We start from the raw sequence: 19,767 nt of genomic DNA on the forward strand, positions 1-19,767 counted from the left end.
TGTTTTGTTTACGTCAGATTTTAGAATACTGTATATGCTCAGCTTTTCCGTCAACATGCCATTCTTTTGATCCACTCGTGTAACCTCCCAGATCAGTTTGCCATAGAGACCCGGATATGATATACGTAGGACAATGTACCCGCTCTACGATGAGTGAGCACTCCCATTAAGTTGAATAGGGGATCGGAATGAATAATAGGCAAAAAGAGATTTTTCGCAATTTGTTAATGGAACCGAACCGGCTGTGGCTCGTTCAGGATCTGGCGGATCAGACCGAGTGCTCGGAGAAGACGATCCGAAACGATCTGAAGGTGATTGAAGAATATATAGCTAAGCACTCCAGCGGCCATCTGGTGAAAAGGCCGGGACTTGGCGTCTATCTGGAGATCGGGGAAGCGGATCAGGCTGATTTATTCCACCGCTTGTATTCCAACGAGAGTACCGCCGAGGATGAATCCGATGAGGAACGGGTGCTGCACCTGGCATATCGGCTCTTGATGAACGCGAAGCCCGTAACCCTGCAGAATCTGGCTTCACCGTTTTACGTGAACAAGGCGATTATCCGTCGGGATATGGAAAAGATTGAGGTCTGGCTGCGGAGCTTTGATCTGAGCTTAATGACGAAGCAGCGAGTAGGCTTCATGATTGAGGGCTCGGAGAAGAACAAACGGATGGCGCTGGCGCGGTTGAACCAATTGATCAACCGTCCGGAATTGACGGGACAGATGATGCGTAACCAGTATGAACCGCACGAGATCGCAACCGTATACCATGAGTTGAAGGCGTTGCAAAAGCGGCATCAGCTTCGCTTCACCGATGAAGCCTTTGAAAGCCTGATGCTGCATATACTGCTTATGGTCAAACGGACCAAGCTGGGACAGCCGATTTCGCTCTCTGCGCAGGACATAGCCTTTTTGGAGAACAAAGCGGAATTTGCATGGGCGATAGACTTTTTGAAGCAACTGCAAAAACTGTTCGCCGTCCCTTTTTCCAAGGAAGAAACCGCTTATCTAACCCTGCACCTGCTTGGCGGGAAGTTCCGATACACGCAGGAGGATGGAAGTGCCCGGCGGGGCGATCTGGCAGACAGCCACCCCCTGCTGCCACAGTTGGTTGAGCAACTGATTCGGCGGATGTCGGAGCTGAATATGATCCCTTTTTCCAAGGACCCGGTTTTATTGAACGGGTTGAAAGTGCATTTGTACACGACCATGAACCGTCTTCATTATGGTCTGGCTGTGTCCAATCCGATGCTGGCCGAGATCAAAAAGATGTATCCCTATATGTTCGATCGCGTCATCATGGCACTGGAAGAGGTAGGGGGAGCGCTCCAACTGTACTTTCCCGAAGAGGAGGCCGCGTATTTGACTTTGCATTTTCAGGCGTCTGTAGAACGGCTTCACCAGAACGAAAGCCACCCTCAGAAGGTCATAATCGTGTGTCATATGGGCGTCGGGATGTCCCAATTGCTTCTCGCGAAGGTGGAACGGAGATTCCCGTCCGTGCATGTAGAGACAACGATGTCCAAAGCGGAAGTTGAGGATTATCTGGCAGCTCATGAGGTGGACCTTGTCATTACGACCGTTGATCTGCCCGAGTTAAAAACACCACATATCCTCGTTTCCCCTCTGCTCGAGGCCAGTGACGAGCGGAAGCTGGAGCAAGCGATCCGGGGGCTCGATGAGCCGGACAGCAGGGCGGCTGAGGAATCGGTCTTTTTGAAATATACGACACCTTTTCTCATCTTTCCTCAGCAGGAGATCGAGCGTCCAGAACAGTTGATCTCCAAGTTTGCGCAGATGCTAGTGGACAAAGGATATGTCCAGGCAGGATATACGAAAAGTGTGCTGGATCGTGAGAATATGTCTGCTACGACGATTGGAGGAGGCATTGCCATCCCTCATGGCAGCTCGGAGTGGGTTAAACAGTCCTGCATCGTTGTTGTTACTTTGAAGCAGCCGATAACCTGGGGAACCGAGATGGTAGAGCTTGTGTTCTTACTTGCTATCAAGCATGATGAGCGGAAAGAGATGCGGCAGCTGTTCAGGGAATTGTCACGGATCAGTGAGCAGCCGGCATTGGTCAGTGCGTTGTCTAAGGAGACGGACGCGATGCGATTGCTGAATACGTTAAAAGGGTAAAATTAGTAGTAGAGGTTGTTCAAAAAGTCCGCTTTTGATCACGAAGCGAATCAGGAAGCAGCTCGGCATCGAATCTTGAATTCAGCCGGGCCTTCCGGTGCTCACGTACCCAAAACGTACGCTCCGCTCCTGACGTCCCTAGCTTCATCCAATCTTCTCGGTGCTGAAAATCGACCTTTTTGAACACGCACTATTTGAAACTGTGATGACGAAGCAGGACGGTATACGTCCTGCTTTTTACATTTTTTTGGGGTCCCCGCAAAGTATATATTTCGAACAAGCATGACAGGCTCCACTTTGTGGTGATATTTGTTTGTTTGCGAAATAAACCTGTTTTTCCGGAAGTTCCGGTAAAAAGTTCATCCGATAACAGCGTTTTCAGCATGTACACTATAAATGTAAGCGGGAACATGACAGCGAAGGAGAATGACGAACATGAAAATATTAGCGATTACTTCATGTCCTAACGGAATTGCACATACGTATATGGCCGCTGAGAATCTGCAGAAGGCAGGCGCAAAGCTTGGCGTTGAGATGAAAGTGGAGACCCAAGGCTCCATTGGCGTGGAGAATCAATTCACGGAGCAGGATATCCGCGAAGCCGATGGCATTATTATCGCAGCGGATAAGACGGTGGTGAAGGACCGGTTTGTAGGTAAAAAACTGCTTGTCGTTGGGGTGCAGGATGGTATCCGTCGTCCAGAAGAGCTGATCCAACGGATGATGAAAGGGGATGTGCCCGTCTATCAGGCACAGTCCAAGTCGGCTGAAGCTATGACAGGTGAGAACAAACCTAAACAAAATCCGATCTATCGTCACTTGATGAACGGTGTATCCTATATGGTGCCGTTTATCGTGATCGGTGGGCTGCTCATCGCAATCGCCCTGACGATGGGCGGCGTGAAAACGCCGGGTGGCCTGGTGATACCGGAAGATTCGATCTGGAAAACGATTGAAAGTATCGGCGCGGCTGCGTTTACCTTCATGGTTCCGATCCTTGCCGGATTTATCGCAATGAGTATTGCGGACAGGCCGGGTCTTGCACCAGGTATGGTCGGCGGGTTCATTGCTGCGAACGGCAGCTTTTATGGAAGTGAAGCAGGAGCTGGATTCATCGGGGGGATTATTGCCGGTTTCCTGGCGGGTTATGTCGCACTTGCTATTAAAAGGATCAAGGTTCCTCGGTCGCTGCAGCCGATTATGCCCATTATCGTTATCCCGGTACTGGCTTCGCTAGTTGTAGGGTTAATCTTCGTCTTTGTGATTGGCGCTCCGGTTGCGGATCTGTTTGAAGCGTTAACCGTCTGGCTTGCGGGAATGCAGGGTACTAGTTCGATTCTGCTCGCGCTTATTCTGGGCGCGATGATTTCTTTTGACATGGGTGGTCCCGTGAATAAGGTTGCGTTCCTGTTCGGCTCGGCCATGATCGGTGAAGGAAACTATGAAATTATGGGCCAAATTGCCGTTGCCATCTGTGTTCCTCCGATTGCCATGGGACTGGCGGCCATGATGAACAAAAGGAAGTTTACACCTGCGGAACGTGAAGCTGGAAAAGCAACATTTACGATGGGATTGTTCGGTATTACCGAAGGAGCGATTCCATTCGCGGCGCAAGATCCTCTACGCGTCATTCCGAGTATTATGGTCGGTTCCATGACAGGTTCGGTGATTGCCATGCTGGGCAGTGTCGGTGACAGCGTAGCCCATGGCGGTCCGATTGTAGCCGTGCTCGGTGCCGTGGATCATGTGTTGATGTTCTTCATAGCGGTCATGGTCGGTGCAGCCGTGTCGGTTATCATGGTGAGCCTGCTCAAGAAAGATGTTGCAGCTGTGACTCCGGCAGTTGTTGGAGAAGGAGCAGAAGCGATAGAGGATCCTGCCGGAGCAGGTGAATCGTCGACAGTAGAAGCGGCTGCCCCCATGGCTGCGGATTCAGCTGAAGTGGATTCAACCGTGATCAATAATGGTACAGCAACGGAAGTTTCTGCTATCCGCGTTGAGAAATTGACGGATATTGTGACACCGGATCTCATTAACCTGAATCTGGTCGGAACAACACAGGATGCGGTCATCGACGAAATGATCGGTGTATTGGAGCGGAATGAAGCGATCAGAACTGACGGAGATTTTAAACAGGCCATATTAGCCCGGGAACAAGAAAGCTCCACCGGTATCGGCATGAATATTGCGATTCCTCACGGTAAATCGGATGCTGTCCTGAAACCAAGCGTGGTTTTTGGTATCCAGCAGGATGGCGTCGACTGGAAGAGTCTGGACGGGAGCGAAGCCAAACTGATCTTTATGATTGCCGTGCCGCGTAATAGTAAACAGAATGCGCATTTGAAAGTGCTGCAAATGTTGTCCCGCAAGCTGATGGACGATGATTTCAGGGAAGCACTCTTGGCGGTGACAACCAAGGAAGAGGCCTATCGATTGCTCGATCAGGTGCATTAATTCAAGAGACTGAGCGAATTCACCTAGACCAGCCCCGCACAGAAATGAGCGGGGCTGGTTTTGTACGTTTCTCGGCTTGCTTCCGCAAAATCCACGGATTTCCTTGTCAGCTGGCGGCATGCCAATCGCTTTCACAGCAATAACTGCATGGCTGCGCGTTCTTTATCCGCAATCTCGAGCAAAAGGTTGGACGCCTGCTGTAGCTCCTGAGTGTTACCTGATCTTCCCGCACGGTCGATCGATGCGGAGACACTGGTCCACATTGGCGCGATCACCGTAAACAAAAGGTAGGCTTGTTGGATTCTCGAGTCTTCCAACCGATCGGCGCATTCCTTCAAGTAATCCCGATACAGATTCCGAAACAAAGCACCGCCGGTTCCCGCACGCTCCATCAGCAATGCGGTCAGGCATAAATCATGTTCGAACTGGTTGCTGCGGGAAGGCCACTTCAGAATCTCTTTGCTCATTTTTACAATGCCTTTATTCCCGATATTGCGAATGGGCGGGCTCAAATAGTCATGCGCATTCTTGGTCAAGGATTCGCGTAATGCGGGAACGAGCGGCGGTAAGGCGTCGATTGGCTCGAGCGTAAAAGAGCGATTTCGGGAACTCATGGCTCCCTTTGCGTTCCTGGCTGATGCCAAGCTTGTCAAACGCGTCTTCACCAGCCCGCCCTGTTGCCTGGTATCTGCCATGTAGGCATATTCGTCATCCACGCCGTATAGGACCGCATAGTGACCGGCAAAGTGCACTTTGCTCGTGAAATAGTCCAAGTAATAGGAATCCAATTTCAGCCCAACCGGAATTCCGCGTTCGATGCAGCTCCGTACGTTCCGCCACGCTTTATCGACGGACGACGTTTCTTGGACATTCACGGTCAAACCCAGCCTGTCGGCGAGGTTGGCCGTCAACTTATCCACTTTCACCCTTCCTCCGATGAACGGAAAATCCATTCCCTTCGAGTCCCAATAAATGAACCCGAGCCCTTGTCCGAGCCCGAACAGCATCGGCTCCGATAGTTGGACTCCTGTATATTGCATTAAATTGCCCATGGTGGTCGTTTCGCAATGGTCGCCTTGGTAAGGAACAAAACCTTCAATAATGGTGGTCATCTTCCCTGGTCTCCTTCGACAATTCGTTAATTAGACTGGCAACGAACGCCTGCTCACTCTCCATTAGGCTGATCGGATGCAAGAACAGCGCTCTTACGTTCAGCGGCAATCGAACACCGCCCTGGGATTCGAATTTTAGCTTTATGCCTTCTGAAGCCTCCCGAAGAAAATCCAACCGTTTCCGCAAGGCAGCTATGGCCATGTCGTTCCCGATAAGAGGCAAAGCGGCCAAACCGAGATCGAAGCGGTTGTCGCGCTCCCGTGCTGACGAAAGACTGTCAAGGACTTCATCTTTCAGCTTGACCATACCGGCTTCGGTGAGGACAAACCGGGTCGGCACGGGTCCCTTACCAGATTTTTCGTCGGATTCCTCGGATGCTATCCATCCTTTATCGCTCAGTTTCCTCAGTCCTACGTAGATCGAAGTCGTGCCGATGTTCGCCCATTCCCGATAGCCTCGTTGATCGACTAGCTTCTTGATATCGTACCCCGAAGCTTGACGACATTCTGCGATCATTTGCAGCAACATGAATTCGACGTTTGAAATAGGGTGCATGAAGGACCCCCTTGTCTTTAATATTTCACATATGGAATATAACACTAGTGAAATAAAAGATCAATCACGGGATTCATGACAGGCTCGTATGGCCAGCCAGGAGACGGTTGGTTTTTTATGTCGCATGTCGAGTTCAAGGTCAGTGCTCCCGAAGAACGCCTAAGCGGGTTGCTTTCTCATTCCTGACTCGATCTTGGAGGAGAAGTCATCGATTACACACCAATTAAACGTTATGAAACTTGCTGCGATTGCGTCCTCAAGGCTACACTAATATCATCATGAAACAGACAACGACGGATGAAAGGAGCGGATAGCCTTGAAGCATGGAAGCGGCAAGACCTCATTGGCGACATTTGCCGGCGGTTGTTTCTGGTGCATGGTGAAGCCGTTTGACGAGCTGCCCGGCATCCTTTCTCTGGTTTCCGGCTACACGGGCGGCCATACGGAGAATCCGACCTACGAAGAAGTAGGAACGGAAACGACGGGGCATTACGAAGCCGTGCAAATCCGGTTTAATCCGGATGTGTTTCCGTACTCACGGCTGCTGGACATCTATTGGCGCTTGATTGATCCAACGGATGCGGAAGGCCAGTTCATGGACCGCGGGGCGTCTTACCGGTCGGCGATTTTCGTGCATGACGAAGCGCAGCGCGAGCATGCGGAAGCCTCCAAGCGCAGCCTGCAGCTTAGTGGCCGGTTCAAGGGGAAGATCGTGACGCCGATCCTGCCGGCGGGTCCCTTTTATCCCGCGGAGGATGTCCATCAGAACTACTATAATACCCACCGGTATGACTATAATCGGTATTATGAGGGTTCCGGCCGGGATTCTTTTGCGAAGCGGCATTGGAGCCGCAAAGAGGATCAGGATAAGCTGCGCAGGCGTCTTACCGCGATCCAATACGCGGTGACGCAAGAAGGCTTGGACGAGCCTGCCTACGATAATCCGTATTGGAATCACGCAAGCCGGGGAATTTACGCGGACGTGGTGAACGGCGACCCTCTATTCAGTTCGACCGATCAATATGATGCGGGTACGGGATTGCCGGCTTTTAGGAAGCCGCTGCACGAAGGATTTATCAGCAAAAAGGGGGATCTCCGCGGCGGCAAGGTACGCACCGCGCTCTACAGCAGGCTGTCCGGCTCTTACCTGGGACATCTGTATCATGACGGGCCTCAGCCGGGCGGCCTGCATTATCAGGTAAACTCCGCGGCGCTGCGTTTTATACCGGAGGAAGTGCTGGTCCGGGAAGGCTACGGTGAATTCGCCGGGCTGTTTGAGTAGGGAACGGATGGAGGCCCATCTTATGATAATCAAACTGCTGTACCTTGTAGTGAATTTGTTTTTTCTGGCAGGGATACTGCTCTCCCCGTATAGCACAGCTTCCAAAGTGTTGTTGTATATCGTCATGAGCCTGATTCTGGCGTTCGCATTCAAAAGATTATCTAATGAAGAAGGCGGGGGAGAAGGATAGTGCCGTAAACTTCACCTATACCCGTTCTCTCCCACCCGCATGGCTGGCGCCTCCGTTAGAATAGGATTGGGCAAGACCAATTCTTGCGTCCATGTGCGGAAAGGGGTGACGTTGTTGAATACGATTCATATTCACAATGGGATACAGATGAGAGGGCTTGTTACTTAGGATAAGTCGAGGTTTAAGTCCTCTCACGCTGTAGCGGGAGGAAAAAGAGCAAATGATGAAGTTAACGACGATGGTTCGCGGACTTGCTGGTGACAAGGCGGCCCGCGAGCTGATCCGCAACTGGGAGTTTGACGAGGGAACGCTGAAGTTTTGGCGGGCCAGCTCCAACTTCGTGTATATGTTTAACCGCGATGGAGAGCGTTATTTCCTCCGGTTTAATTTTGAGGAAGAAAATACGGCCCAGCAGCTGGCGGCCGAGCTGGAATTCATGCAGTATTTGCTTAAGCACGAGTACCCTTGCGTCGTGCCGATTTCTTCCGTGAACGGGAAATGGATCGAGACGATTCAGGTACCGGAGGGGCAGTATCACGGCGTCGTGTTCAGCGCCGCCGGAGGGATTGCATTCCATGGCACTCCCTCCGCGTCCCAGTGCAGGGACTGGGGGAAATCGCTCGCAAGGCTGCATACGCTGTCCAGCCGATATGAACCTGGAGCCGTGAGGCGAAGAAGCGTGGAGGACATCCTGCGTTTGATCGATCAGGTGCTGCGGCGGCATCCCGGGGAGCAGGATGCTATGGATGAGCTTCATCGGATCAGTCTATGGCTGCAGTTCCTGCCCGCGTCGAGACAGACGTACGGCTTGATCCACTATGACTTCATGCTGGATAACATCTTTTATGAAGCGAAGGAACGTTCATTTCACGTGATCGATTTCGACGATGCCATGTACCATTGGTATGCGGCGGATATCGTCACGGCTCTTGCCGATGCCGAGTCGGAGCATGACAAGCAGGCATTTCTGAAAGGGTATCGCTCGATCCGAAGCCTGGATCACGAGCTGGAGGCAGAGTTTTCAAGATTTCAAAGATTCAGCCGTTTGTATCGTTTTGCCAGCGTGCTGCGTTCCCTGGAGGACAGCGAGTTGGCCGATGTCCCCTCTTGGTATGAGGGGCTTCGCACGAAGCTGCTGCGCGATTGCGAGCAGGATAGACAGGGGGTTCAGGGAACCGTGGTAACCGCACGAGCCATGACGCGCAGCTTGGATGCTGGCTGCTAGCAACCGGACGGCTTTAGTGGGCTAATCGAACCAGGAAAACCACATCGGGCACGGTGTGGTTTTTTGTCGTGGCTTCAAGGCGGCATCAGCCGAAATCATCCCCATGGATGGCATTGGGCAAGCAGCGAGCGGACGGAAGCGAAAAAAATACCTTCAATTTTATATAAATTGTCGAGAAATGGTAAATATTGCTTTGTTCGCCGTTCAGGCATTTGCTATGATTTTCGTACTAGGCACAAAGAATTAGAGGAATGGAGTTGAAACGATGAATCGAAAAATGATTTTATCCACGGCCGCGTCTCTTCTGGTCGGGGTAGTGGCAGGCACGGGCATCATGATGAACGACCAGGCTTACCAGTCGGTCAAGCAGGCCGTAGGAGGAAGCGCAACGAACAATGCCATTGGCGGGATCGGCAACGTCGCACAGATCGATCTGTCCAGCATGGATCTTGAGAGCGCATTGATGGTCGTGCAGCAGCAGCGGACACAGATGCTGGATGCGCAGCTTAACAACCAGATTCAGGACGTGCAGAAGCGGAACGAGGAAATCGCCAAGAAGAACGACGCCATGGCAGGCATTAACAGCGCCTTGACCGGAGAAGCGGTGGACGGCAAATATTCGATACCGGACGATCTTGCCGGCAAGCTGGCAGCGGAAGGCATCGCAGATGCATCCAAGAAGGAGTATACCGCCGAAGAGCTCAATCAAGCCACGGAGAAGCTGAAGGGATCGATCGACAGTCTATCGAACTCCCAGCAAATGGACATGCTTCGCCTGCAGTCGATGACCAACAAGCGCAATGAAGCCTTTGACGTCATGACGAATTTTATTAAGAAAATGGAAGAATCACGCAGCAGCATCATCGGAAATATGCGATAATAGAGTCGTACATAATGAATAGAGAGGAATCTGCCGTCGGGCGGATTCTTTTCGTCTATGGAGAGAATGCAGATGACGACGAAGGCGATGGAGTTTTTGCGTAATCATACGCTGTTTCGCGGGGTGCCGCTGCATGAATTGGAAGGTGCCGTCCAGTCCATGCATGAGGAGCTGTTTCATGACGGGGATCCGTTGATCGTAGAGGGAAGCTACGGCAATTCCTGTTATTTCATCATGAGCGGGCAGGTTCAGATCGTTTCGAGGAATCTGATCGGCCACACGGTGACGCTGGACGTTCTGGGCGAAGGCGCATTGATCGGGGAGGTCTCCCTGTTTCTTGAGGAAAAAAGGACTTCGGGTGCCCAGGCGATCGGCGAGGTAACGGCATTGCGGCTGGAGCAGAACGCGTTCAGCCGGCTTGCCGCGGCAAGCCCGATGTTTCACGAGAGCCTGTCGTTCTCGGCCCGAATCCGCACAATGCATGCGATGCTGAGCAAGGCGACGATCTGGGCCGCGATTCCGAACGCGGAGCTGCGCGGTCTTGCCGAGGTCACGGTCAGGCGGAAAGTATACAAAGGGGACGTCATTGTCGCGGAAGGCACCATGGCGGACCGTTTCTATATGATTGCCGAAGGACGGTTCGAAGTGCGCAGCGGACGCCGGAAGAAGGCGGTCTATAAGCCCGGGGATTATTTCGGCGAGATGGACCTGCTCAGCGGCGAAGCCCATACGGGCACGGTGACGGCGCTTGAGAACGGCGAGCTGATGGTGATGGGACGGGATGAGTTTCATTTTGTCCTGCAGCAGTACGAACCGGTCAGGCGGCAATTTCATGAGGTGCTGCGGATTCGAAGACCCGAGCTTCTCAATGAAGAGGTATCGGCGAAGCTGCAATTCACGGAGGCGGAGACGGAGCAGGCGCCGGAAGCTGAAGTCGAGGCTGCCGCGACCCTAGAAGCCGTCATTCCGGCCCCTCCCAAAAAAGATCGCTGGATGGATGTGCTGCTGGCGCTTGGCGGCATATTCGTTGCGTTCACGGGGCTAGCCATTTGGCTGAAACAGCCGGTTTGGATATATGCCGCATTGATATCCGGCGGATTCGTTGGACCGGTTTCGTTCGTTGCTTATATGCGCAGCTCCCAGCTGCTCGGATTCAAGCCCATTCGGCTGGCAGCCGTATTCGCGGCTTCCGGCATCATCGCCGTGCCGGTTGCGTGGGTGCTGGAACGCTTCTGGTCCGTCGGCAGCGGCCTGGAGACAACGACCATCGAGCATGTGCAAGCAGCGCTTCTGATCGGCGTTATCGAAGAAATGGCCAAGCTGCTCGTATGCTTCTTCTTCCTCCGCGGGCGCAAGCAGCGTTTCCTGATGGATGCCGTAGTATTCGGAGCTGCGGCAGGCATGGGCTTTGCCGCGGTTGAGAGCATTCTGTACGGCTTCATGTATCTGCAGCAGCATGCGACTTCGGGGATGCTGGCTGTGCTGTGGGTCCGGGCGCTGCTGTCCCCGTTCGGACACGGCACCTGGACGGCCATTGCCGCAGCCGGACTGTGGTATGGCCTGGGGAGATCCGCCAAACGGGGCTCGACCGCGCATCGGCTCCTGAGGATGGCTGCCCTGCTGCTGATCAGCATTCTGCTGCATGCGGCTTGGGACTATCCTTATGCGGCGGGCTTGTGGAAAATGGTCGGCATGGTCATGGTCGGGGGCATCGGTATTGCGCTGCTCTTTTCGCTCATTCGTCAAGGCACGAAGGAGGAAAGGGCGATGCATCGGGCCGTCAATCCCGCCCAGCAGCTAGAGGAACGGCTCCGACAAGCGGTCGGAGCCGATTCGAAGCGCAGCGGTTCCGAAGGACCGGGCACCGCCCCGCCGTCTTTAACCTGCGAGGGTTGCGGCACCGTGTCGCCTGCAGGGACGCGCTACTGCGGCCGCTGCGGTCAAGCATTGCAGTTATAATACGAAAAGGGTTAGGCAGAGGGCTTGAAAGCCCGAACTGCCTAACCCTTTTTTTCATAACCGTTAACCATATAAATACGACTTCACATCCCGGCCGATGTAGGCTCTCCATATAATCAGATTGTAAGGATCGTCCCAGTCGATGTTCTGCGGCTCCTCGAACATGCGGTGCAGGCGGTTGTTGTTGAAGATGATCGAGCCGCGCTGATCGAAAGCCACCCCGTCCACCCACAGCATTCGGTCATCGGACAGCAGCTTGTGAAATGAGCGCGTGCAGGGCGAATAATAACCGATGCCTTTGCCTTCCAGCATGGTGTAGAAGACATGGCCTTGATTGTCGGCATACATGCCGTCGGTCGTCGTTCCTTTGCTCCCCAGAGCTTGAACGGAATTTCGAATGAGCGGATCGGGGGTATCGAAATTACGCAGCAGCCCCGTATCGATCGCATACAGATTGCGTCCGGTTACCTGGCAGTAGAAGAGCGTTTCGCGATCCGCCGCCAGGGCGATGCCGTCCGCGCCGATCCGGACCGGCTTGTTGCGGTAGACCGGCTCCGAATCGATCTCGAACCGGAACCTTGGCACGTCCTGCGTGCTGTAATGGCTGTCCAGGACCCGGCGGAATCTCTTCGTTCTCATATTGTAGACGATGATGCCGCCGTATACCTCGTGATCGGGCCAGCCGGAGCCCGAATCGGTGATATAGGCGTAACCGTTCCGGTTATCCACCACGATATCGTTAAGGAACGATGTCCGAGGCGGTGCAATATCATCCGGGATGACGATGGAGTCGATCAGGCGGTTTGCGCTCAGGTCCCAGATGACCAGCTTTTGCGAACCTTCGGGTGAGGTATTATACGCGATTTTTCCTTGATCCAGAATCCACATCCGGTTATGTTCATCGATCTCGTAACCCAGGACGGATTGCAGCGCTCGCACATCTCCCGGCGTATTCCACTCCCAGCTTGGAAAAGCATTCAGCACCGGCTTGCCGTTCACCATCACGATGGTGTTGAGCGTGGCGGGAACGCCTTCCGCCCAGCGCGGAACCGAAACATAGAAACGCCCCTGTCGGTCCACTTTGACGCCTGCAGGCATGCAGTGCTTCCAGTATTGATGCAGCTCGAACCGCTGCTTCATCGCAACATTCGGAAAGTTCCAGTCCAAGCGGTTCCAGTGGAACAGCATTTGGTAAGGACTTGTTGGGTGATGAGCTTTCCTTGCATGGGGAAGGGCAGTCTGCTGCTGCATCCCCATAGGATGATAAGGTATATACATTCTGGCAAGACCTCCGGTAACGTGTTCGGTTCACCCGAAACGGGCAGCGCCTTCCTTACGAGCTTATTCCTCTGAGTTCGTTATATGCCCAGAAGGTCGGATTGGCGCTGCTTAAATCATCGGAGAGGTCTTGTTGTGTTTTTCGTTACACTTGGAGAACCTTAATCAGATTCGTGTTGCCGGATTGACCGATCGGCACGCCGGCAGACAATACGATAATGTCGCCTTTTTCGATGTAGCCTGTCTTGATGGCGTTGCGGGTCGCGGACTCGAACATTTCGTCCGTTGTGGTAACCTTGTCGCCTTTTACCGGGATGACGCCGGAGAGCAGGCAGATTTTGGCCAGCACTTCTTCATGCTGCGTGACGGCGATGATCGGTGCTTCCGGACGATATTTCGAAATCATCCGCGCCGTAAATCCGCTCTCCGTTGACGTAATGATGGCTTTGGCATTCAGCACGAGGGAAGAGCTGACCGCGCCTTGGCTGATGACCTCGGTAATATCGGCTACTTGTTGTCTGGATTTGAAAGCGAACTGGTCCTTATAATCGATCATGGTCTCGGCACGGCGGGCGACTGCCGCCATCGTACGAACGGATTCCACCGGATATTTGCCGGCGGCGGATTCTCCGGACAGCATGACCACGTCTGCGCCCTGGATCACGGCGTTAGCCACGTCGCTCACCTCGGAGCGGGTAGGGCGGGGATTGACCTGCATCGATTCCAGCATATGCGTTGCCACGATAACCGGCTTGCCTGCCAGATTGCATTTATCGATCATTTCTTTCTGCATCATCGGCACTTCTTCGATTGGCACTTCTACGCCAAGGTCGCCGCGGGCAACCATGATTCCGTCGGAGGCTTCAATGATGTCGTCCAGGTTCTCCATGCCCTCTCCGTTTTCGATCTTGGAGATGATCTGCACATGCTCCGCGCCGCGTTCCTTCAGGATGCTGCGGATTTCGCGGATGTTGTCGCCATGGCGCACGAAAGATGCGGCAATGATCTCGATGTTGTTCTCCAGTCCGAAGCCGATATGCATGACGTCACGCTCGGTGACGCCGGGCAGCGTCGTTTTGATGCCAGGCAGGTTGACGCCTTTGCGCGGTTTGAGCACGCCGCCGCTGACGATTTTGCAAAGAATGTCCGGTCCGTCGACGCGAATGACGTTCAGGTCGACAAGGCCGTCATCGATCAAGATGCGGTCTCCCGGTTTCACGACTAGATTCAGCTCGGCATAATTGACCGAGATGCGCTGGGCGTCTCCCAGAATTTCTTCGGTCGTCAGGATCAGTTCCTCACCGGGTTTCAGAAGGCAGGAAGCCTCTTTCAGCTTGCCGATCCGGACTTCGGGACCTTTAATGTCCATCATGATCGGGACATACGTGTTTAATTCGGATGCGGCCTGGCGAACATTCCGAATCCGGGCCACGTGATCCTCCGGCTCGCCATGTGCCATATTCAATCGGGCGACCGTCATCCCCTCCTGAATCATATTTTTCAACAGCTCGATGGAATCGCATGCCGGCCCCATCGTACAGATGATTTTTGTCTTAAGCATGGTTGGTTGTTCCTCCTTTGTATTTGCACCCTGCGGCATTTTGCAGCACTCGGGCTTCTAGAAATGTAAAGCTCATGAACTACCCTAATGATCACATTGTAGCCTGTCTTGTCGAATCATGATATGAACTATAGTACAATGAATGGATTATAGTAACGCAAATGAGGTGGGATTATGGTCACTCCGGTTGAAGTTCGGCAAATTAGCGGCGTCGATTGGTATGAGGAAGCAGACCATGGGAATAGCGCATGGCGGCTAACCGTGGCGACTTATGGAAAATGCGTATATTGGGTGAATGGAGATAAGCAGATTATGGAGAAGGGGGAACTGCTGCTTATTCCGGCCGGCGTTCCGTATTACGGCAAAAGCATCCCTACCGTGACGCACACGCAAATGGTCGTTCAATGGACGGGAGAGCCGCCCACGGCTTTATCGGCGCTTGAACGGGAAGAAGCGTTGAAGCATAAACCGGGCTGTTACGAATTGATCCACGAACGTTTGAAGGCGATCCACCAGCAGTGGCGGGAGCGCCCCTCTTATTATGCGATGATGATAGAAGCATTATTGACAGAAGTGTTGATTTATATCAGCCGAGAGCTGGATCGGGGCGTTATCACGCCTGAGAAGCACTTGCATGCGGAACGGATGAAATCTTACATTGAGCGGCATTACCGGGAGAGAATAACGAAAGAGGAGCTCGGCGATGCCATCGGCAAAACGCCCAATTACGCTGCGGCGCTCTTCAAGAGCGTCACGGGACAGACGATCAGCCAGTACGTGCACGCCCAGCGGATGAAACGGGCAGCCTATCTGTTGACGGAATCGCAGCTGACGGTACAGGAGATTGCGGTATTTCTCGGCTATCAGGACCTCTCCTACTTCTACAGAATCTATAAGCGGTTCACAGGCAGCGCTCCGTCGGAGCTGCTGCATGAGCGTCCGCGGACGGTCTAGCCGAAAAAAAAAGAGGGCATACGCCCTCTTTCGTTTGCTTGCTGGCTTTATTCAGCGGCATCGCTTTCGAACAATTCCTTTACGTACTGCCGCAATTTGTTTTTATCCACGCCGAGCACCTGGGCCCGTCCGACCTTCTCGTTAGTCAACAGCGAGAACGGCGGGATCTGCTGCTGATCGACTTTGTCCAGGTTCACGTCAAACCCGAGCGCCATCAGCTTCAGCATTTCCTTCGGGCTTAAGTCCGTCTCAATATAAGGCGCGATCGAATCCAGGATGCCGGGCAGCTTGATGAGCGAGTTCGTGGTCTGCATTTTCTTGGCGACTTCCGTCATGAGAATCCGTTGTCTTTCGGTACGGGCAAAGTCGGACCTCGCATCGTGCCGGAACCGGACATACTGCAGCGCCATTTTGCCGTCGAGATGCTGCAGCCCTTGTTTTAAATCGATGTCGTACATGTGCTTGTCGGCTTTGCTTGTGTAATACATGTCTTTCTCTACTTCAATGTCGACTCCGCCGATGGCGTCGACCAGGGCAATGAATCCGACAAAATCGGTGTAAACATATTTATGTATGGGCAGGTCCAACAAATCGCTGATGGTCTGTCTGGTCAGCTCGATGCCGCCGTAAGCAAAAGCCGAATTCAGCCTTCCTTTGCCATGACCGGGGATGTCCACGTAGGTGTCCCGCAAAATTGAGAACAAATGGGCGCTTTTCGTAACGGGATCGATGGAGGCCACCAGCATGGTATCGGATCTTCCGGCATCGTCTCCCCGGGAGTCTCCTCCGATCAGAAGAATATTGACGCGTTCTTTGCCCTCCCACTTCGGAATTTCAATGACCTCTTCCTGTGCGGCCCCCGTGCTGCCCGTTGGCTTCACCGGATTCGAAGCGGTCGAGATTTGGTTTGAGAATTGTATGATAGCGTAGGTATAGTACGAGATAATCCCCAAGATTCCAACGGATAATAAGAGCATGGCGTATTTGAACCATTTCCTTTTCATCGTTTCCTATAACATCCTTTCTGTTGAACTGAGTGCATAATGGACCATTCTAGCAAATTAATGAGCAAAAATCATATTTTCTTGAGAAAAGCGATTCCGGAGATTCGAAGGATCCGGGATCCATGATCATGTTGACTCTCCTCCAAGGGGAGGCCTTAGACTGTAGATCGAAGGAGGGAACAGCATGCTGTACACGGTAAAAGAGGTTTCGGAACTGTCCGGGGTAACCATCAAGACGCTGCGTCATTATCACAAAATCGGACTGCTGCAGCCTGCCGAGATCAGCGATGCAGGGTATCGCTTGTACGGCGCGGCGGAACTGGGGCTCTTGCAGCAAATCCGGTTCTACAGGGAGATGGATTTTCCGTTGGAGCAAATTAAAGAGCTGATGGAGGAAACGCCGGATCGGCTCTCCATTCTCACGGAGCAGGAGAAGCTGCTTCTTGCCCGGTGGAATCGGCTGGAGCGCGTTCTGCAGACGTTGAGGCAGTCCATAGAATACGTTGGGGAGGGAAGACGCATGGAGCCGGAAGAAATGTTCAAAGGTTTTGATAGCGAAGAAGAGTGGAAGGATGCCTTGGCTGAGCAGAATCAACATTTGAAGGAGCGGTACGAGGTGGATTTGCTTGACGGTGCACCGATGGATGTTCCCGATATGAACGAGCAAGCGAAGGAAGCGGCAGGCTTCATGGCTGGCATGGCCAATGCTTTGAAAACGGGAATCAGGCACGATGATGAGCGTATTCAAGATGCGATCCACGAGCATTTGCGATTTATGAACGAGCATGGCCACGCTTTTACCGCCGCCGATTTTGCCGGGCAAACGAAGTTTTTCCTGCACGATGAATTCCATCTTCGGATGCTGGAAGAGCAGCAGACGGGGCTGGCTTATTATCTGCATGCGGCTGCAGAGGCGTATGCGAATCTGACGTAAATCCTATGATGAAGCCGCGCGAGCCGCGGCTTTTGTCATTTCTGACGCATACATGGATTCCGCATGAACCAGCCGGTACGGTTTCAGCGGCGAGGAGAGCCGCGAATGGCGCTGGGCGAACGGCCCGCTGCCAGACGGTACCGGCAATTTCGAATACGTGGCGAATCCGGCGGCTTATGGCCGACGTTCCCGTATTAAATCCTCCCGCCAAACCAGCACTCTACGCTGGGAACAGGTCCCTATGTGGTGAGCGAAGGAATCGAAAAGTAATGTTTAATTTTTTTCCGAAGGGTTAAATAGATGACGTAGCAGCAACAAAAAACAACTTAGGAGTGATGAACAATAGCTAACAACAACGGCAACAAAATGAGCAGAGAAGAAGCCGGACGCAAAGGCGGCGAAGCAACGGCCAAGAATCACGACAAGGAGTTTTACCAAGAAATCGGCCGTAAGGGCGGAGAGGCCACATCGGATTCCCACGATAAGGAGTTCTACGAGGAAATCGGCCGCAAAGGCGGAGAATCCCGCGGCAATCAAAACAATAACGATTAAATGAAGTCGACAATCTAAAAATAGCAAGCTTTTAACAAAGCAGCGGCGGTTCCCGTTAAACGGAATCCGCCGCTGCTTTTTTTTGAGCTAACCGTCGGGTTCGGATCGTTTGCCGGACGCTGTCAGCTATCTTGAATTTAAGTCCACCGTGCTGCCCACAGCTTCATTTCCTTGCAGATGACATGCAGGTCCATGCCCTTCGGCGTTAGGGTGTATTCCACCGTAACCGGAACGGTAGGGAATACTTCGCGCTCCAGCACGCCCTGTTCTTCCAAGTGGCGAAGCGTCGTGGTCAGTGCCCGCGGGCTGACATTCGGGATTTGCCGCTGCAGCTCGCCAAATCGTTTCGTGCCTCCAAAGAGCTCCCGAATGACGAGAAAAGCCCACTTTCCCCCTAGGACCAGCAACGTTTTTTCGATATTGCATTCGATATGTTCGGGAGTTTTCGGTATGTAACTGCTCGCTTTATTTCCCATAACCATAGGCTCCTTCCGGTATTCTATTAACTATACTCCAGTATATCAGCTATCCTTCCTATAATATAGTGAAGAACATTTCACTTCTTCCGTGGGAATAGGAACTACTTTAGAATAGTTCATGTAGCATCCAAGTTAATCTATTGAAGGAGGATTTGCCATGAAATACAGAAGATTAGGACGCACAGGTCTCAAGGTCAGTGAGGTCAGCTTGGGAAGCTGGCTTACATACGGAGGTTACGTTGAACGCGAGAATGCGGTTAACGCGATTAAAACGGCTTATGATCTGGGCATTAACTTCTTTGATACGGCGAATGTTTACGAGAAGGGCGCAGCCGAAGTATTGGTAGGCGAAACCTTGAAAGCGTATCCGCGCGAATCGTACGTGCTGGCCACGAAGGCCTTCTGGCCGATGGGCGACGGCCCGAACGATCGGGGTTTGTCCCGCAAGCATATCATGGAGCAGGCGCATGCCAGCTTGAAGCGTCTTGGCCATGATTACGTGGATATTTTCTACTGCCACCGCCATGATCCGGAAACGCCGCTGGACGAGACGCTTCGCGCGATCGACGACCTTGTTCGCCAGGGCAAGGTGCTCTATGTCGGCGTCAGCGAGTGGCAGGCATCGCAAATTGCGGAGGCATTGACGGTAGCGGATCGTTTCCTCCTCGACCGCATCGTGGTCAATCAACCCATCTACAATATGTTTGAACGTTATATTGAAAAGGAAATCATTCCGCTCAGCGAGCGCTCCGGCATTGGGCAGGTCGTATTCTCCCCGTTGGCACAAGGCCTGCTGACAGGGAAATATACCTCTGCCTCCGATATTCCGGCTGACAGCCGAGCTGCGAAGCTGGAATGGATGCGCAAAGGCATTACCGAGGAGAAAATCGCGAAGGTTCGCGAGCTGGAGAAGATTGCGGCAGAGCTTGACGTGTCCGTGGGCAATCTGGCGCTTGCGTGGATTTTGCGTCAGCCGAACGTAGCCAGCGCACTGGTCGGCGCAAGTCGTCCGGAGCAGGTAACCGAGAATGCGAAGGCATCCGGTATCGAGCTTAACGAAGATGTTCAGACTCGCATCGAGGAGATTCTGAAATAGGAATCGAATGCACCCTATCTCAGTGATCCGGGAGACAAGAGAACCCGGGGACAACATAATAGATTGGTTTAATAAGGTGGCTTCTGACTTGGTTCAGGGCCATCTTTTTT

At 52.8% G+C, this 19,767-nt stretch carries 16 protein-coding genes and 1 pseudogene; 11 read left to right on the plus strand and 6 right to left on the minus strand.

The window, feature by feature from the left end; translation table 11 throughout:
• The first annotated feature begins 188 nt into the window (after nt 1-188).
• The gene (locus tag MHH82_RS05730) at nt 189-2,141 is read left to right on the plus strand and encodes a BglG family transcription antiterminator (RefSeq protein WP_340964208.1); all 1,953 of its coding nucleotides are present in this window, start codon (nt 189-191) and stop codon (nt 2,139-2,141) included.
• 435 nt (nt 2,142-2,576) lie between these two features.
• Entirely contained in the window at nt 2,577-4,595 is a 2,019-nt protein-coding gene (locus MHH82_RS05735; RefSeq protein ID WP_340964211.1) for a PTS fructose transporter subunit IIABC, read from the plus strand.
• A gap of 131 nt (nt 4,596-4,726) precedes the next feature.
• Here MHH82_RS05735 and MHH82_RS05740 read toward each other — a convergent pair whose 3' ends face one another.
• Complete coding sequence (locus MHH82_RS05740) at nt 4,727-5,707, minus strand: BtrH N-terminal domain-containing protein (RefSeq protein WP_340964214.1); 981 nt, start codon at nt 5,705-5,707, stop codon at nt 4,727-4,729.
• Complete coding sequence (locus MHH82_RS05745) at nt 5,691-6,263, minus strand: PadR family transcriptional regulator (protein WP_340964217.1); 573 nt, start codon at nt 6,261-6,263, stop codon at nt 5,691-5,693. The genes MHH82_RS05740 and MHH82_RS05745 overlap by 17 nt, the downstream gene beginning before the upstream one ends.
• A gap of 316 nt (nt 6,264-6,579) precedes the next feature.
• On the opposite strand from MHH82_RS05745, the gene msrA reads away from it, so the two are divergent.
• From msrA to MHH82_RS05770, 5 genes are all read left to right on the plus strand, one after another.
• On the plus strand, nt 6,580-7,545 hold the full coding sequence (msrA, locus tag MHH82_RS05750) for a peptide-methionine (S)-S-oxide reductase MsrA (RefSeq protein ID WP_036662189.1): 966 nt from the start codon (nt 6,580-6,582) through the stop codon (nt 7,543-7,545).
• Between the two features lie 22 nt (nt 7,546-7,567).
• Nucleotides 7,568-7,735: a hypothetical protein gene (locus MHH82_RS05755; RefSeq protein WP_155989869.1), complete on the plus strand. Its 168-nt coding sequence runs from the start codon at nt 7,568-7,570 to the stop codon at nt 7,733-7,735.
• Between the two features lie 220 nt (nt 7,736-7,955).
• On the plus strand, nt 7,956-8,960 hold the full coding sequence (locus MHH82_RS05760; protein ID WP_340964225.1) for a phosphotransferase enzyme family protein: 1,005 nt from the start codon (nt 7,956-7,958) through the stop codon (nt 8,958-8,960).
• 265 nt (nt 8,961-9,225) lie between these two features.
• Complete coding sequence (locus tag MHH82_RS05765; RefSeq protein WP_036662193.1) at nt 9,226-9,840, plus strand: hypothetical protein; 615 nt, start codon at nt 9,226-9,228, stop codon at nt 9,838-9,840.
• 72 nt (nt 9,841-9,912) lie between these two features.
• Nucleotides 9,913-11,799 carry a cyclic nucleotide-binding domain-containing protein gene (locus tag MHH82_RS05770; RefSeq protein WP_036662195.1) on the plus strand — a complete coding sequence of 629 codons (1,887 nt, stop codon included), beginning with the start codon at nt 9,913-9,915 and terminating at the stop codon, nt 11,797-11,799.
• A gap of 63 nt (nt 11,800-11,862) precedes the next feature.
• Here the strand turns inward: MHH82_RS05770 and MHH82_RS05775 are convergent, their stop codons facing one another.
• Both MHH82_RS05775 and pyk read right to left on the minus strand, forming a co-directional pair.
• Nucleotides 11,863-13,077, minus strand: a complete 1,215-nt coding sequence (locus tag MHH82_RS05775) for an L-dopachrome tautomerase-related protein (protein ID WP_340964228.1) — start codon at nt 13,075-13,077, stop codon at nt 11,863-11,865.
• Nucleotides 13,078-13,222: 145 nt separating this feature from the next.
• Complete coding sequence (gene pyk / locus MHH82_RS05780; protein WP_012819280.1) at nt 13,223-14,638, minus strand: pyruvate kinase; 1,416 nt, start codon at nt 14,636-14,638, stop codon at nt 13,223-13,225.
• Between the two features lie 174 nt (nt 14,639-14,812).
• Here pyk and MHH82_RS05785 point away from each other — a divergent pair, with 174 nt between their 5' ends.
• A complete protein-coding gene (locus MHH82_RS05785; RefSeq protein WP_036662200.1) occupies nt 14,813-15,592 on the plus strand; it encodes a helix-turn-helix transcriptional regulator in 780 nt (259 codons plus the stop codon).
• Between the two features lie 47 nt (nt 15,593-15,639).
• Here the strand turns inward: MHH82_RS05785 and MHH82_RS05790 are convergent, their stop codons facing one another.
• Nucleotides 15,640-16,596, minus strand: coding sequence for an LCP family protein (locus tag MHH82_RS05790; protein ID WP_012819282.1), 957 nt, complete (start codon nt 16,594-16,596; stop codon nt 15,640-15,642).
• A gap of 184 nt (nt 16,597-16,780) precedes the next feature.
• Here MHH82_RS05790 and MHH82_RS05795 point away from each other — a divergent pair, with 184 nt between their 5' ends.
• Together MHH82_RS05795 and MHH82_RS05800 are read left to right on the plus strand one after the other, a co-directional pair.
• Nucleotides 16,781-17,530 (plus strand): MerR family transcriptional regulator, encoded by a 750-nt coding sequence (locus MHH82_RS05795; RefSeq protein ID WP_340964236.1) that lies wholly within the window; start codon nt 16,781-16,783, stop codon nt 17,528-17,530.
• A gap of 342 nt (nt 17,531-17,872) precedes the next feature.
• Nucleotides 17,873-18,079 (plus strand): annotated as a pseudogene (locus tag MHH82_RS05800) (KGG domain-containing protein); the annotation flags it as partial.
• Between the two features lie 140 nt (nt 18,080-18,219).
• On the opposite strand, the gene MHH82_RS05805 reads toward MHH82_RS05800, so the two are convergent.
• Nucleotides 18,220-18,558: a winged helix-turn-helix transcriptional regulator gene (locus tag MHH82_RS05805; RefSeq protein WP_009594357.1), complete on the minus strand. Its 339-nt coding sequence runs from the start codon at nt 18,556-18,558 to the stop codon at nt 18,220-18,222.
• A 160-nt stretch (nt 18,559-18,718) separates the two neighbouring features.
• Here MHH82_RS05805 and MHH82_RS05810 point away from each other — a divergent pair, with 160 nt between their 5' ends.
• Nucleotides 18,719-19,657, plus strand: coding sequence for an aldo/keto reductase family protein (locus tag MHH82_RS05810; RefSeq protein WP_012819285.1), 939 nt, complete (start codon nt 18,719-18,721; stop codon nt 19,655-19,657).
• Nucleotides 19,658-19,767 lie beyond the last annotated feature (110 nt).

The organism is Bacillus sp. FSL K6-6540, from assembly GCF_038007545.1.

Coding starts and splice junctions, on each gene's coding strand:
- MHH82_RS05730 (WP_340964208.1), top strand. CDS start 189: ATGAATAATAGGCAAAAAGAGATTTTTCGCAATTTGTTAATGGAACCG.
- MHH82_RS05735 (WP_340964211.1), top strand. CDS start 2,577: ATGAAAATATTAGCGATTACTTCATGTCCTAACGGAATTGCACATACG.
- MHH82_RS05740 (WP_340964214.1), bottom strand. CDS start 5,707: ATGACCACCATTATTGAAGGTTTTGTTCCTTACCAAGGCGACCATTGC.
- MHH82_RS05745 (WP_340964217.1), bottom strand. CDS start 6,263: ATGCACCCTATTTCAAACGTCGAATTCATGTTGCTGCAAATGATCGCA.
- MHH82_RS05755 (WP_155989869.1), top strand. CDS start 7,568: ATGATAATCAAACTGCTGTACCTTGTAGTGAATTTGTTTTTTCTGGCA.
- MHH82_RS05760 (WP_340964225.1), top strand. CDS start 7,956: ATGATGAAGTTAACGACGATGGTTCGCGGACTTGCTGGTGACAAGGCG.
- MHH82_RS05765 (WP_036662193.1), top strand. CDS start 9,226: ATGAATCGAAAAATGATTTTATCCACGGCCGCGTCTCTTCTGGTCGGG.
- MHH82_RS05770 (WP_036662195.1), top strand. CDS start 9,913: ATGACGACGAAGGCGATGGAGTTTTTGCGTAATCATACGCTGTTTCGC.
- MHH82_RS05775 (WP_340964228.1), bottom strand. CDS start 13,077: ATGTATATACCTTATCATCCTATGGGGATGCAGCAGCAGACTGCCCTT.
- pyk (WP_012819280.1), bottom strand. CDS start 14,638: ATGCTTAAGACAAAAATCATCTGTACGATGGGGCCGGCATGCGATTCC.
- MHH82_RS05785 (WP_036662200.1), top strand. CDS start 14,813: ATGGTCACTCCGGTTGAAGTTCGGCAAATTAGCGGCGTCGATTGGTAT.
- MHH82_RS05790 (WP_012819282.1), bottom strand. CDS start 16,596: ATGAAAAGGAAATGGTTCAAATACGCCATGCTCTTATTATCCGTTGGA.
- MHH82_RS05795 (WP_340964236.1), top strand. CDS start 16,781: ATGCTGTACACGGTAAAAGAGGTTTCGGAACTGTCCGGGGTAACCATC.
- MHH82_RS05805 (WP_009594357.1), bottom strand. CDS start 18,558: ATGGGAAATAAAGCGAGCAGTTACATACCGAAAACTCCCGAACATATC.
- MHH82_RS05810 (WP_012819285.1), top strand. CDS start 18,719: ATGAAATACAGAAGATTAGGACGCACAGGTCTCAAGGTCAGTGAGGTC.